The sequence below is a fragment of the Pseudoalteromonas 'SMAR' genome (assembly GCF_048515945.1).
In the GTDB taxonomy this organism is placed as follows: Bacteria; Pseudomonadota; Gammaproteobacteria; order Enterobacterales; family Alteromonadaceae; genus Pseudoalteromonas.
Map to the genome: position 1 here is coordinate 43099 of NZ_JBLWMW010000009.1, position 14223 is coordinate 57321.

Below are 14223 nucleotides of genomic sequence, written 5' to 3' on the forward strand. Positions count from 1 at the left end.
TCAAATTGAGCGCTTAATTAAGCGAGTTGGTATTACAACGTAAAAAGGTTCAAAATGGCAAAGTATGCAATAGGCGATATTCAAGGTTGCTTCACCCAATTAGTGACATTGCTCGATCAGGTGGATTTTAACCCCAGCCAAGATCACTTATATTGTGTTGGCGATATCATTGCCAGAGGGCCAGACTCACTGGCTTGCTTAGAATTTTTGCATAATAACGCGGGCGCTGTAAGTATTACCTTAGGCAACCACGATTTGCACTTTTTAGCCTGCCTAGCGTTAAATAAATCACCCAACCCAAAAGATAAGCTAGCGCCGTTATTTGCCAGCCCTAAGTGCCATACCTATGCCGAGTTCCTGCGCGCTCAACCACTGGCGATTTGGCTGCAAAAGCAGCAAACCTTTATTTCTCACGCCGGGCTACACCCACATTGGAGCATTGAGCAAGCCTGCGAGTACGCCAAATTTGCCGAGTCGATGTATCAAGGTCCTGACGCCACAGACTTCTATCGCCATATGTATGGTGATCACCCCACTAAGGCACTTACTCAGCTAGACGATAAAGATAAGTTTAAAGCCATAGTTAATACCTTTACGCGCATGCGCTTTCTCACTCCAGAGGGCGATCTTGAGCTTAATAACAAGTCGGGGTTAGACAAAGCTGGAGGCCTAGTGCCTTGGTTTGAGCTTTGCCAACTGCCACCCCAAGTGCGGGTGTTGTTTGGTCACTGGGCTGCATTAGAAGGCAAAACCAATAAGCCCAACATCATCGCCTTAGACACCGGTTGTGTTTGGGGCGGCGAAATGACGTTAATGAACATTAAAACCGGTGCGTTTTACCAGCAACGTTAAGCTTAATTCTATGCCAAAGTATAACGTTTTAATTTCTGAGAAATAAGGTACATATTTGCCGGTAACCAAGATTTACCTCCCCTCTGGGCGTTAATTTTTGTATTACGGCCTTTTTTACTGAAATTTTTAGTCACATCTGCTATAAAATACTTAACTTATCAGCAATAAAACCGATAAGTACTCATATCGCTTTGTAAATTTTGTAGGAAAGCCATGAACTTGACTGTTAGCCAACGAATTTGGGGTGGTTTCATCACCATCACCCTGTTGCTTCTTCTTATCGGGGGCAATTCTCTATTAAGAATTGCTAACATTGACAACTCTACTCAACAAGTAAATAACCTTTCTCTCCCTGCGCTGGCAAAAAGCTCAGAGCTTAAGGTTGAATTTACGGTAATGAGTAAAATGGCTCAGGGTAGTTTTTATGCCCGCACTGAAGACGAGCTAGCGCAGTTAAAGCAGCAGTTTGCTCAGCGCCAAAAAATATTCGATAAAACCTACTCGCAATTACAAGATGTGGTTTCAAACGATGAGCAGTTATCGGCCAGTAGCCGCCAAGTTGGCAATAGTTACACCGCCTTTGTGAAAGCCATGAATAGCCTAGTGACGGAAAAGTCTTCTGAGCTATCTCTTAAAAACCGATTGAAAGATCAACTGTTTGAAGTCGACATCGCCGCAGAAGATGCCACTATGGTCACGGTTGATATCATCGATTTAGACGGCCTGGAAGCCGCCGATCAACGCGCCTATCAAGCGGCCACTAAGATGGAGACTAACTTTACCTCTATCGTCACCAGTGCCAACGATATGCTCACCATACAAGACTTGAACACCCTCGAAATTATTCGTAACGAGCAACGCTTTGTGATTGAAGAAATCGAAGGCAACATCGAGTTAATGCGTGGTCCAGTGAGTAGTTTAGATGATGCCCTGTTAAGTGACCTAGAAGGCTATTTCAGCACCTTAAAAGAGCTGATCATTGGCAGTAATAGCATTGGCGAAAACCAAAAACGCCTAATACTGGCTCAAGAACAAACCCGTAAACAATTAAATGACGCTGAGAAAACCACCCAAGCGGCACTTAAACAGCTAGACGAATTACTGAGTCAGGCCAGCGACGTTGCTTTTGACCTGCAAGAGGGTGTAAGAAACGACGTAGGCACGGCTAACCTGTGGACCTGGATTGGTATGACAGTCGCCACCTTAATGGCAGTGGCTGTGGCTTACATTACCGTGAGTCGCATCACTACCCCGCTTTCTGAAGTCAACCGTGTGTTAAACATTGTGGCCAGTGGCGACATGACTCAGCGTTTAGATGATTCAGCCAAAGATGAATTTGGTGAACTGTCGCGCAGCTGTAATACCCTGATCACAAGTTTACGAGAGCTTATTACCGGTATTGTTTCACGCTCTACGCAATTGGCTGCTGCCTCTGAAGAGACTTCGACTATCACCACCGAGTCGAGCCAAGCAATTAAGAACCAGCAAGCTCAAGTTGAGCAAGCGGCGACAGCAACCACAGAAATGAGCAGCACCTCTCATGGTGTCAGTAATAGTGCGCACCAAGCGTTACAAGAAATCAAAAATGCTGATAAAGAAGCAGAACGTGTTAAAGGCATTTCGCAAGAAAATAAACACACCATTGAGCAGCTTGCTCGCGAAGTAGAAGAAGCTTCAACGGTGATCAACAAGTTACACCAAGACAGCGCCTCTATTGGCGGTATTTTGGATGTTATCCGTGGCATTGCCGAGCAAACGAACTTACTGGCGCTTAACGCCGCTATTGAAGCCGCGCGTGCCGGTGAACAAGGCCGAGGCTTTGCGGTCGTGGCCGACGAAGTGCGTTCTTTGGCCAGCAAAACCCAAGAGTCGACGCAAGAAATTCAGTCAATGATTGAGTCGCTGCAGTCGGGTGCCGAAGAAGCCGTATCAGCCATGTCAAAAGGCAAGCAACAGGCTGAGTCTTGTGTTACCCAAAGTGACCTCGCTGACGAAGCCCTTAATTCCATTACCACCGCGGTATCACAAGCACATGACGTCAGTGAAGAGATTGCCAGCGCCGCTAATGAGCAGCAACAAGTGGCACAAGAGATCAGCGAGCGCTTAGAGTCTATCGTTACGATTGCCGAGCAAACCGCTGAAGGCGCAAGCCAAACCTCTATCTCGAGCTCGGAGGTGGCAAAACTTGCCGAAGAACTGCGGTTATCGGTGGATCAGTTCAAGGTGTAATGAATTAATCAAGCAACAAAAAAACCCATGCAATGCATGGGTTTTTTTATACCTTTTTGCTCATTGATACAGTCCAGCGTTAGGCTGGACTGATGGCATTGGCATTAGAACAAGGCATTGGCCTTTTCTACTACGTTGTCTACGGTAAAGCCAAATAGCTTGAACAGCTCGCCTGCTGGTGCTGACTCGCCAAAGGTAGTCATGCCAACAATTGCGCCATTTAGGCCAACGTACTTGTACCAGAAGTCAGCAATGCCCGCTTCAATGGCAACACGACGTGTTACCGCGCTTGGCAGTACGCTTTCTTTGTACTCAGCAGATTGCGCATCGAATACGTCAGTCGATGGCATAGACACAACACGTACCTTTTTACCGCTAGCACGCAGCTGCTCGGCTGATTCCACAGCAAGCTGAACTTCTGAGCCTGTTGCAATCAAGATAATTTCTGGCTCGCCATCGCACGACAGTACATAGCCACCTTTCTTAATCGCTGCTACCTGCTCAGCACTGCGCGGCTGCTGCTCTAGGCCTTGACGCGTAAATACCAACGCACTTGGACCGTCAGCCCGCTCAACCGCTTGCTGCCATGCTACCGCTGATTCAACTTGGTCACATGGACGCCAGCTAGTCAGGTTAGGCGTAGTGCGAAGGTTGGCCATTTGCTCTACTGGTTGGTGAGTTGGACCATCTTCACCTAGGCCAATTGAGTCGTGAGTATAAACAAAAATACTTCTTTGCTTCATCAGTGCCGCCATGCGCACCGCATTACGAGCGTATTCCATAAACATTAGGAAAGTAGCACCGTAAGGAATAAAGCCTTTATGCAGGGCAATGCCATTCATGATGGCCGACATACCAAACTCACGCACCCCATAGAAAATGTAGTTGCCTGAAGCATCTTCTGCAGTAACCCCTTTTGACTGATCCCAAAGGGTTAAGTTAGAACCTGCAAGGTCAGCAGAGCCACCCATAAACTCAGGTAAAATTGGGCCATACGCGTTTAGGGCATTTTGTGATGCTTTACGCGTCGCTGGGTTGGCAGGGTTTGCTTGTAGCTCGGCAATATACTGCTCTGTCTTTTGTGACCAATCAGCCGGTAGCTCGCCTTTCATACGGCGCTCAAACTCGGCAGCTAGATCAGGATAATGCGCTTGGTATTCAGTGAACTTAATCAGCCACTCGCTTTGCTGGTTTTGACCACGTGATGTTGCATCCCACTTAGCATATACATCTTCTGGTACTTCAAATGCGCCATGTTTCCAACCAAGGAATTCACGTGCTGCTTTGATTTCATCATCACCTAGCGGTGCACCGTGGCAGTCGTGGCTGCCTGACTTATTAGGTGAGCCATAACCAATGACGGTTTTACAACAAATAAGCGTCGGCTTATCCGATTCAGCTTGTGCCGCCTCAATGGCCGCTTTAATGGCGTCGCTATCGTGGCCATCCACGTCAGCAATAACATGCCAGCCATAAGACTCAAAACGTTTTGGCGTATCGTCGCTGAACCAGCCCTCGACTTCACCGTCGATTGAAATGCCATTGTCATCCCAAAATGCGATGAGCTTACCTAAGCCCAATGTGCCTGCCAGTGAACAAGCTTCATGGGAAATACCTTCCATTAAACAGCCGTCGCCTAAGAAGGTGTAGGTATAGTGGTTTACAATGTCATACTCGTCGCGGTTGAACTGCGCTGCTAGTGCTTTTTCGGCAATCGCCATGCCCACTGCATTGGTGATCCCTTGGCCTAATGGACCCGTAGTGGTTTCAATACCAGGGGCGTAACCATACTCTGGGTGACCTGGGGTTTTTGAATGCAACTGACGGAAGTTTTTCAAATCGTCGATTGATAAATCATAACCAGATAAATGCAGTAGTGAATAAATCAGCATTGAACCGTGGCCGTTTGACAGCACAAAACGATCGCGGTCAAACCACTCTGGGTTGTTAGGGTTATGTTTTAAAAAGTCGCGCCAAAGTACTTCCGCGATGTCAGCCATGCCCATAGGGGCTCCAGGGTGACCAGACTTGGCCTGTTGTACTGCGTCCATGGAAAGAACGCGAATTGCATTAGCAAGTTCTTTGCGAGATGGCATGAATTCTCCTACCTTTATATGTGTTTCGCGGGATGTAATACCTAAATACCCTCGACAGGCTTATGCCCAAGCACTTCATTAACGAACCGCTACGCGTATTGATGTCGCTTGCTCGCGGGCTTCTTAAACAGTGAAGTAACTTGAGGGCACTTGGGTATATCAGCCCATTCTTACTTATTTGTATGGCGATGTGCAACGGCAAAAGTCATAAAAATGGCCAAAATTCGACTTTTTGCACTGACAAAAAAAGATTAAACCATTTTGGACGTCTAGGCGTAAAATAGCTGGTCAACAATATGGTTTATTGGTTACAATGAACTCCTTAATTTTTTAGCGCTGTTCCTGATGTCTGTGAAGCGCAATATTTGTGAGCATAAATACAATGGCAAAACATTTATTTACTTCTGAATCTGTTTCTGAGGGTCATCCGGATAAGATTGCCGATCAGATTTCTGATGCGGTACTCGATGCCATCCTTGAACAAGATCCAAAAGCACGTGTTGCGTGTGAAACGTATGTAAAAACCGGCATGGTAATGGTAGGTGGCGAAGTCACTACCAGTGCTTGGGTTGATATCGAGGAACTCACTCGTAAAACCGTGCGCGAAATCGGCTACACCCACTCAGATATGGGTTTTGACGCCGACTCATGTGCAATTTTAAATACCATTGGCAAGCAGTCTCCGGACATCAACCAAGGCGTTGATCGCGCTCGTCCTGAAGAGCAAGGCGCCGGTGACCAAGGCTTAATGTTCGGTTACGCCTGTAATGAAACGGATGTGCTGATGCCAGCACCGATCACCTATTCACACCGTCTAGTTCAGCGTCAGGCACAAGTACGTAAAGACGGCACTCTACCTTGGCTTCGTCCTGACGCTAAGTCGCAGGTCACCTTTGCTTATGAAAATGGCAAAGCAGTAGGTATTGATGCGGTTGTGCTTTCAACACAACACTGTGACTCAGTGTCACAAGACGACTTAGTGGAAGCGGTAATGGAAACCATTATTAAGCCAACACTGCCAGCAGAGCTTATCACTGACGCTACTAAATTCTTTATCAATCCAACAGGCCGTTTCGTAATTGGTGGTCCTATGGGTGACTGTGGTCTAACCGGCCGTAAAATCATCGTTGATACCTACGGTGGTATGGCACGTCACGGTGGTGGTGCTTTCTCTGGTAAAGATCCATCAAAAGTTGACCGCTCAGCAGCATACGCAGCACGTTACGTAGCGAAAAACATCGTTGCGGCTGGGTTAGCTGATAAATGTGAACTACAGGTGTCTTACGCGATTGGCGTGGCTGAGCCAACTTCAATTAGCATTGAAACCTTTGGTACTGGTAAACTGGAAGAAGATCGCCTCATTGCCTTAGTACGTGAGCACTTCGACCTGCGTCCATACGGCCTGCTAAGTATGCTGAACTTAGAGCGTCCGATTTACAAGCCAACGGCGGCATACGGTCACTTTGGTCGCGACGAGTTCCCGTGGGAAGCAACAGACAAAGCCGACGCTCTGCGTCAAGCTGCGGGTCTTTAACCCCAGCAAATAAGTTTTTAAAAGGCGCCTATGGCGCCTTTTTTGTTTCAGTTGATAAAAAGATCATTAATGTCGTCTTTTAAATCTTGATACTCGTCCTCACTGAGGTTGAGCTCCACCATTACTTTGTCACGAAATACATACCAATCAGCACAACTGCGAAAGTGTTTAGCTTCAAAGCAGAGGTTTTCTGCTAATTTCAACGCCGCAAAGGTTTGCGAATACTCTAGCCCATGTGACTCGTCTAAATAGCTAACATCATGGTGACGTAAAATCATCTGACAGGTTTCTTTTGGTAGGTTCCAAGAGCTGGCTAAAAAGTATCCCACCACAGTATGGGGAGCTGGATAGCGCTGCTCTTCGTAATACACTAAGGTTTGTTCAGGGCGCTCAATAGAGCAAGTGAACACTTCGTTGTAGTCTGGGTACTTTACCGCCATGGCTGGAATGCCAGCGTCATGAAATAACCCTAGCAGCTGGAGGTTTTCAGCGGGCACCGCCGACTTTAAATAACGCGCTATCACCATAGCAGCCTGTGAAATGTCAGCGGCGTTATCCCAAAACTGCTGCAACGAAATACAGCATTTCGACTGGTCAAAAGCATTTTTCAGTAAATACCCCGTCACCAGCTGGGTAATGCAAGTTACCCCCAAGAACATTACAGCTTGCTTGATATCGGTAATAGTTCTGGCCAAACCATAGGCGGGAGAATTAATGACCTTTAATACCGCCGCTGATGCCCCAACATCCGCAGCAACAATAGCAGCCACGGCAATCAGTTCAGGTTCGGGTTTTGCCAGTTCATTTTGCAGTGCTTGTAAAATTTCTGGTTTGGCAGGTAGGTTAAAACCACCACGCAGGTCGCTAAGGACTTTTTCATCTATATCTATCATTGGAGTACCTCAAGATGGATATAAAAAGTTTAGCTCAGCCAAAAATAAATGTGAGAAATTAAATTAGTTTTTTGCTGACATAAGCAGTGGCGTAAGCCACTGCTATAAAGCGTGTCTTTATGTCCAGTAAGGTTCGCTGTTCATCGACGATTGTCGGCTTTGCTCCATGGCACTGATGAGAAACTCGGACTTTTGCAGTAACCAAGACTGAACCTCTTGCAACTCCTCTGAGTTTTGGCTTTGGCACAGTTGGTGTAAATACGCCAACGTTTCTAGCTCATAAATACCATAGACAATATCAATCCATGGGGTGCGGAACTCTTTACGCGCCTCTTTATCGTACAGCTTACCTAAGCAGTTACCGCTTAACAGGGTGTTTTCCAGTTTCACCCGAACTTGCAAATAATCTTGCTGTGTTAGGGTACTGTCTTCCGGTAATAAGGCTTTTAAGTCGTGCCAATCTTTATCAAACAGCTTAGCAGCAATGTCTTTTACCGAGGCTTCTGCCGCCGTCATGGCTTTTTGATCCCAGTTCTTACGCCATGCTTTATCTACTAGCCATCGTGTCAGTGACAAAATTAAGCGGTTATAGCGGGTGCAGTGAAATAAGTCTTCGATGTCGGTGGCGGTGGGTTGCACGTCTTTTAAATCATTAATAACTTGCGCCAACTCTGGAAATTGATTGAGCTTTTTATAGTAAGCATGACGCTTAGAGGTGTAGGTTTTAAGGTGGATGGCGTTCTCAACCCACGCCAGCTCAGACAGTAACCACTTCAATTCATTGCGAATCTGTTCGGTGGAGCTCTTGTCTACAATGTCGTCGAATAACCAAAACGCATGGCGGATCAAGGCAATGCCGTCAATCACGCGCTTCAATGTGCGTAAACTTGCTTTGTTAAAGTAACATTGCTCATGCTTTTGCACGAACTGAATGCCATAGCTCACTGCTGCAATTAAGGCCTGCTCTTGCGTGACGTTTTGCTGCAGTGGCACAAAACCAATAAAGCGATCGGACTTTAACGGTTTGTCGTCGGCAATGCGATAGCCTCTGGCCGCCTTTGAGTAAAGCCCTAAGCGCATTCCAGCTTGTTTAATGAGGTGATCGGCAAGTAAAAATAAATCTTCGCGACTGCCTTCAACCAGCTCGATTTCCATTTCGTTAATGGCTTCAACCTGGCCATTGGCGGCAATCTCGCCCTTGTCTAACACCACTTCAATCTGGCTTCCTGAATCGGTTTCAATTAACCAGGTGCGGCGAATAAAGTTGGTGCTAAAAATCGGGTAAATGTTGTCGGCTATGGACTCCAACTGCATACCATGAGGCCAAATATTGGCATCAAACGCATGGAGATCAGGACGGCCTGACTGAATAGGTAAGTTGTACTCGGGGCGCTGATGGAGCCCACCAACGACCTCCCCTGCCAGTTTTATGGTTTGTTCACAGTCATCATTACAACAACGCGTTCTTAACCCTATGTCTAACGCTCGTAACTCACGATTTGGGGTATCGAAATACGCATTGGTAAGGTTTTTCGCAGGCTTGTTGGTGACCGTTTTTGCAAACTGGGTAATTAGTGCAGGGATCCGCGGAACTTCATTATCTGAAACCAAGAATTTCAGTTCTATTTCAGTATCCATTAGGGCTTTGTTTTACCTATTTGTCTAAGGGAGGATCAAAATATACAAAGGTGACGGGCTTTGCAATCTTTTTATCCGATAGAAATAAGCATTAATATGCGTCAAATCAATAAGCATGGCAGCCCTGTTGTCACTTAGATTCTAATAGGGCGTTGCCACTTAGCTTAAAAGCACAATAAAATTATTCAGTTACCTGCTGTTGCAATGGCCATAAAGGCAACTAGCTCTTGCTATTAAGCGGCGAAATCCCTACTATTTTGTTAACTTTACGTCCGAAAAGAATAAAAGGCCAACGCATGTTCAACTTAAAGCAATTTTTCATTGCGAGCCTGTTCTTCAGTTGCTTTACTGCTTTTGCTGAGGAACCTGCGCAAACCAGCACCACAGAAGGTGCAAATCCAAACGGCTATATAAGTGACGACTTATACATTTTCATGCACACCGGTCCGAGCAAAAACTATCGCATTTTAGGCTCGGTCGATGCTGGCACGCCAATTACCATCATGAGTGGCGCAGAAGATGGCTTTGTCCAAATTAAAGATGACAAAGCACGTGAAGGCTGGGTTGAGAGCAAATTTATCACCACTGAGCCGGGGCTAAAACAACAGCTAGAGTCAGTCAACCAAACCCTAGTAGACACTCAAGAAGCGCTCAATCAGGCGCAACAACAACTGCCAGTGCTGCAACAAAACAACACCAACCTACTGGCTGAAAACGCCGCCCTGCAAGACACCATTGATGGCCTAGAGCAACAGCTTGAACAAGAGCGTCAAATGCAGCAGCAAAAAGTACAAAAAGAACAGCACTTATTGCTTACATATGGTGGCGGCATTGGTATTGGTGGCATTATTATCGGGGTGATTTTAACGCTATTCTTATCGCGTCGACGCCGTTACGACGGCTGGTAATATCAGTATCAATTAAAATGGCTCAAGGTAATAGCTTGGGCCTCAATTTTAGCTTTCTACCATGCACAGTAACAACACACCTCCCACAGCATCACCGCCATACCTGCTGAACCCGTTATAAAGACAGTTGACACCTCCCCAACCTCAGCATAAGATAAAAAACCACAAAAAATAAACATTTTATAAACAAAACTACTAGGAGGTAGTCATGCGCAAATCATTTATGCTAATTGCGTTAATCACACTAGGAATATTTGCCACAATCAAGCAAGCTCAAGCAAAGCAAAACATTGTATATTTTCAAGACAGATACGGCGAGGAAGTTGAGGTTGGTTACAGTGGTACTATCGAAAACCCTCGCTCTATTTGGTTCAAAAGCAATTGTGATAAAGAGCCTTGCAATAGCGGTGCTTTTCATCAAGAAAGATTAGTTGATTTAGCAAGTGCAATAAAGCGTAAAGCCGTCTACCAATACATTAATGAGGGATCTCCTTGCTCTTCTGACAATCAAGGCTGCTCCGACCTTAATAGTCCCCCCTCTCAGCAAAACAGTAATACTGGCTTTGCACACAATGGTAGTGATATCAGCGCCAAAACCCTAGCAACAGGCATGGCAAATGGGCAAGGCACCAATGTAAAAGTCATTGTGGTTAAAACGTCTAACAATACCCCCGTAGGCGCATGCGTTATAAATGCAAACAATGAATGTTCAGCACTAGAAGAAGTCATTTTCTCCAGTGGTGAAAATGGCGATATTACCGCAGGTATGCTCGTCGACCCGGTCTCATCTGATACACATGTCGCGGTGATGGTAACCTTAATGGACTATATGCGACATCTGGATAGTAATATTGATAGTTGGAAGTGTCGTACATTAGCGACAGAGGCCTTAAAAGAGGCTAAGTGGTCTATTCTTTGTGGTTATGAGTCATGAAATACCACTAAGGCTATGTATTTATTATCGAGGTACTGAAAAAAACCGGGCCCCACTCAGTGAGCAACTGATTAGTCAGCTGCTCACCTTTTCAGGCATTAACTTTTTTCCAAACATCAGCTTCCACTTGTCCTTGTATTGGTACCGCAGAAACATCAAACTCAGGCTTTTTACCGCTGCGCTGTTGCTGATGATAATCTGCCGTTACCGCCAACACCGTGGGGGTTAAGCGCACGATGGCGATAACGTTTACCACCGTCATTAACCCCAGGGCAATATCCGCCAAATCCCACACTTGCTTTAAGGTGGCCGACGCGCCCCACAGCATCATGGATAAATAACACACTGTGTAGATGCCGCGGCCAAGCTTATTATCTAATTTAAATAAGTGCAGGTTACTTTCGGCATACGCGTAGTTAGCCACCACCGAGGTAAACGCAAATAAAGTAATGATCGCCGCAACAAAATACACGCCCCCTGCCGCAAGGTGAGCAGTCATTGCCGATTGGGTTAAGCGGATCCCCTCCATTTCACTGCCAATATCAATATCGGCCAGTAAAATAATCACCGCGGTACAGCTACACAATACAATGGTATCGAAAAACACCCCGAGCATTTGAATATAGCCCTGAGTGGCAGGGTGGTTAGGGTTAGGCGTGGCACTGCCTGCAGCATGAGGCACACTGCCCGCCCCCGCTTCGTTGGAATATAACCCCCGCTGGATACCATTTTTAATCGCCGCCCCCAGCGCGCCTGCGCCAGCCTCTTGTAAGCCAAAAGCACTGAGTAAGATGTCCTCCAACATGGCTGGAAGCTTAGCGTAATTAATTATGGCAATAATCACCGCGGCCACCACAAAAACCAAGCCCATAATGGGCACGATACGCTCAGCAAAGCGAGCAATGGCTTTAAAGCCACCTAGTATGATTGAGCCGGCCAGCAGCGTAATGACAATACCAGAATAATGGGTGGGAATAGCAAACGCGTAGTTCAGAGCGTCGGTGATGGTGTTGGTTTGCATGGCACTGAAGGTAAAGCCATAGCCGAGGAACAAACAAAACGCAAAGCACACCGCCAACCAACGGCTACCAAGACCAAGTTGAATATAATAAGCTGGGCCGCCGCGAAACTCGCCTTGGCTGTCGCGCACCTTATATACCTGACCTAGCACACTTTCGGCAAAGCCCGTGGCCATACCTAAAATGGCAATCATCCACATCCAGAACACCGCGCCACTGCCACCTAACGAGATAGCCACTGCGACCCCCGCAAGGTTACCCGTTCCTACTCGTGCCGAAAGCCCGGTACACAAGGCTTGAAACGAGCTAATACTATTTTTATCGTGACTGCTACTGCTTTTCAGTAAGCTAAACATATGAGCAAACTGACGGATCTGTATTACTTTAAGCCGAATTGAAAACCAAAACCCGGCAAATAAAAGGATATAGATCAGTAGCTGTCCATCTCCCCAAAGTAAGCCATTAATGGCCTTAACTGCGGTATCAAACATAGGCAGTTCCTGTTGTTATGATTGTTATTATGGCTGGTGCCATTTATTTTTGTGGTAAATGAATGCCTGCTATCATGCAGCGCACTGAGCCACCAGCCGACTCTATGGTCGGAATATCAATGGCTACTAGTTTAGCGCTTGCCGAGATTTGCGCTTTTTGTGCTTCGCCTAAGGCCGCAAAGGCCGTAGTTGAAAGCGCCAACACCCGCCCAGAGCTGCCCTGTAGTTCAATGGCGTTGCCACAAAACTGCTTAATTTGCGCCACTGACAAGTTAATCCCTTGCAAGCCGTTTTGTTCAAACTGCGCCAACAGCTCGCCTTGTTGTGAGGCCGGCACCATATCCAAACATAGCATGACAAACTCTGTGGCTACACACATAAGTACATTGGTGTGATAAACCGGCATGTTATTATCATCAAAGGCATTGAATACCATGGCATCTAATCCCAGCTGTTGGCAAATGCGCGCCACCAGCTCGCGGTTGGTGCGTTTAGACTCCACTGCGTAAGCCACACCATGAGCATGATCAATCACCATAGAACCTGTGCCCTCTAAAAACAACTCTTGCGCCACTAGATGGCTAAAGTCATGATGCTGAGTCATTTGGTAGTTGGCCGCTAAGAAGTCGATAATATCTTGGCGTATTTCCAGTCGCCGATTAGGCGCATACATAGGATAGGTAATAAGTTGACCATCGCTGTGGGTAGAAAACCAGTTATTGGGAAACACCGAATCGGGAGTCGCTGTGGTCATGTCTTCAAACAAATGCACCTTAACGCCCTGCAGCTCCAGCTGCTGCACCGCTTGTGTCACTTCCATGTAGGCTCGTTGGCTTGGGTGCATGTCGCTACAATGCTGCTGAAAGGCATTATCCTGCATGGTTTGTGGGTTAGAAATAAAGTGATGGGGACGGATCATCACCACCGCATTAGGAGCTTGTACTGCGCTTGTCATTAGCTTGCTTACCATTACTGTGTTGTCATTAACTATCAGTCTAGCTAGACAAGACGTCAATTAAAATGGCAAATACTTATACAAAACGTGCAAATTTTTAGCATAATGATAAGCTGTTTTAAGCAATATGAATAACATTGGCCTATTTGCTTATGACGCCTTACCTCTACGACAACCTCGACCAAGCCCTGCTTGCAGAACTGAGAAAAGATGGCCGAGCGCCCATTGCCACTTTAGCTAAAACCCTCAATGTATCCCGTGGCACAGTGCAAAACCGCCTCGATAGGTTAATCTCCAGTGGCGCCATTCAAGGCTTTACCGTACGAGTGCACGAACACATCGGCGCAGATCTAGTGAACGCCATCATGATGATAGAAGTAACAGGCAAATCCACCACTCAAGTGATAAGCGCCCTACGTGGCATTGCAGAACTAAAAAAAGTCCACACCACCAACGGCAAATGGGATCTAGTCGCCGAAATTCAGGCAGCCAACCTCAGCGACTTTGACGGGGTACTGCGGCAGATAAGAGAAACCGACGGCGTACTTAACAGTGAAACTAGCATTCTCCTGTCTAGTACTTAACATAAATGTACAGTGTCAGACTTAGGAAGTCACACGAGCGAGCGTTTAAGACAGTCAATACCTGAACTGAAATAGTGCCAAGATTAGCTA

General features: G+C 46.4%; 11 protein-coding genes. 6 read left to right on the plus strand and 5 right to left on the minus strand.

The features are described from left to right. Nucleotides 1-54 precede the first annotated feature (54 nt). Nucleotides 55-852 (plus strand): symmetrical bis(5'-nucleosyl)-tetraphosphatase, encoded by a 798-nt coding sequence (locus ACNKW2_RS05935; protein WP_419147728.1) that lies wholly within the window; start codon nt 55-57, stop codon nt 850-852. 213 nt (nt 853-1065) lie between these two features. Beyond that, nucleotides 1066-3081, plus strand: coding sequence for a methyl-accepting chemotaxis protein (locus tag ACNKW2_RS05940; RefSeq protein ID WP_419147729.1), 2016 nt, complete (start codon nt 1066-1068; stop codon nt 3079-3081). A gap of 104 nt (nt 3082-3185) precedes the next feature. On the opposite strand, the gene tkt is transcribed toward ACNKW2_RS05940, so the two are convergent. Continuing rightward, entirely contained in the window at nt 3186-5177 is a 1992-nt protein-coding gene (tkt, locus tag ACNKW2_RS05945; protein ID WP_419147730.1) for a transketolase, read from the minus strand. Between the two features lie 382 nt (nt 5178-5559). On the opposite strand from tkt, the gene metK reads away from it, so the two are divergent. Further along, nucleotides 5560-6711: a methionine adenosyltransferase gene (gene metK, locus ACNKW2_RS05950; RefSeq protein WP_336567271.1), complete on the plus strand. Its 1152-nt coding sequence runs from the start codon at nt 5560-5562 to the stop codon at nt 6709-6711. Between the two features lie 47 nt (nt 6712-6758). Here the strand turns inward: metK and ACNKW2_RS05955 are convergent, their stop codons facing one another. Then, nucleotides 6759-7604 carry an HDOD domain-containing protein gene (locus tag ACNKW2_RS05955; protein WP_419147731.1) on the minus strand — a complete coding sequence of 282 codons (846 nt, stop codon included), beginning with the start codon at nt 7602-7604 and terminating at the stop codon, nt 6759-6761. A 117-nt stretch (nt 7605-7721) separates the two neighbouring features. Next, nucleotides 7722-9242 carry a CYTH and CHAD domain-containing protein gene (locus ACNKW2_RS05960; protein ID WP_419147732.1) on the minus strand — a complete coding sequence of 507 codons (1521 nt, stop codon included), beginning with the start codon at nt 9240-9242 and terminating at the stop codon, nt 7722-7724. Between the two features lie 296 nt (nt 9243-9538). Here ACNKW2_RS05960 and ACNKW2_RS05965 point away from each other — a divergent pair, with 296 nt between their 5' ends. Continuing rightward, on the plus strand, nt 9539-10150 hold the full coding sequence (locus tag ACNKW2_RS05965; protein WP_419147733.1) for a TIGR04211 family SH3 domain-containing protein: 612 nt from the start codon (nt 9539-9541) through the stop codon (nt 10148-10150). Nucleotides 10151-10358: 208 nt separating this feature from the next. Continuing rightward, nucleotides 10359-11084 carry a hypothetical protein gene (locus tag ACNKW2_RS05970; protein ID WP_419147734.1) on the plus strand — a complete coding sequence of 242 codons (726 nt, stop codon included), beginning with the start codon at nt 10359-10361 and terminating at the stop codon, nt 11082-11084. A gap of 91 nt (nt 11085-11175) precedes the next feature. Here the strand turns inward: ACNKW2_RS05970 and ACNKW2_RS05975 are convergent, their stop codons facing one another. Both ACNKW2_RS05975 and ctlX read right to left on the minus strand, forming a co-directional pair. Beyond that, a complete protein-coding gene (locus ACNKW2_RS05975; protein WP_419147735.1) occupies nt 11176-12594 on the minus strand; it encodes an alanine/glycine:cation symporter family protein in 1419 nt (472 codons plus the stop codon). Between the two features lie 43 nt (nt 12595-12637). Next, on the minus strand, nt 12638-13549 hold the full coding sequence (ctlX, locus tag ACNKW2_RS05980) for a citrulline utilization hydrolase CtlX (protein ID WP_419147736.1): 912 nt from the start codon (nt 13547-13549) through the stop codon (nt 12638-12640). Between the two features lie 152 nt (nt 13550-13701). On the opposite strand from ctlX, the gene ACNKW2_RS05985 reads away from it, so the two are divergent. Continuing rightward, nucleotides 13702-14133: an Lrp/AsnC family transcriptional regulator gene (locus ACNKW2_RS05985; protein WP_419147772.1), complete on the plus strand. Its 432-nt coding sequence runs from the start codon at nt 13702-13704 to the stop codon at nt 14131-14133. The last annotated feature ends 90 nt before the right edge of the window (nt 14134-14223 follow it).

What these genes read in the sequence shown, in the direction of transcription:
- ACNKW2_RS05940 (WP_419147729.1), top strand. Translation starts at nt 1,066, where the DNA reads ATGAACTTGACTGTTAGCCAACGAATTTGGGGTGGTTTCATCACCATC.
- ACNKW2_RS05965 (WP_419147733.1), top strand. Translation starts at nt 9,539, where the DNA reads ATGTTCAACTTAAAGCAATTTTTCATTGCGAGCCTGTTCTTCAGTTGC.
- ACNKW2_RS05985 (WP_419147772.1), top strand. Translation starts at nt 13,702, where the DNA reads ATGACGCCTTACCTCTACGACAACCTCGACCAAGCCCTGCTTGCAGAA.
- ACNKW2_RS05970 (WP_419147734.1), top strand. Translation starts at nt 10,359, where the DNA reads ATGCGCAAATCATTTATGCTAATTGCGTTAATCACACTAGGAATATTT.
- ctlX (WP_419147736.1), bottom strand. Translation starts at nt 13,549, where the DNA reads ATGACAAGCGCAGTACAAGCTCCTAATGCGGTGGTGATGATCCGTCCC.
- ACNKW2_RS05935 (WP_419147728.1), top strand. Translation starts at nt 55, where the DNA reads ATGGCAAAGTATGCAATAGGCGATATTCAAGGTTGCTTCACCCAATTA.
- ACNKW2_RS05955 (WP_419147731.1), bottom strand. Translation starts at nt 7,604, where the DNA reads ATGATAGATATAGATGAAAAAGTCCTTAGCGACCTGCGTGGTGGTTTT.
- tkt (WP_419147730.1), bottom strand. Translation starts at nt 5,177, where the DNA reads ATGCCATCTCGCAAAGAACTTGCTAATGCAATTCGCGTTCTTTCCATG.
- metK (WP_336567271.1), top strand. Translation starts at nt 5,560, where the DNA reads ATGGCAAAACATTTATTTACTTCTGAATCTGTTTCTGAGGGTCATCCG.
- ACNKW2_RS05960 (WP_419147732.1), bottom strand. Translation starts at nt 9,242, where the DNA reads ATGGATACTGAAATAGAACTGAAATTCTTGGTTTCAGATAATGAAGTT.
- ACNKW2_RS05975 (WP_419147735.1), bottom strand. Translation starts at nt 12,594, where the DNA reads ATGTTTGATACCGCAGTTAAGGCCATTAATGGCTTACTTTGGGGAGAT.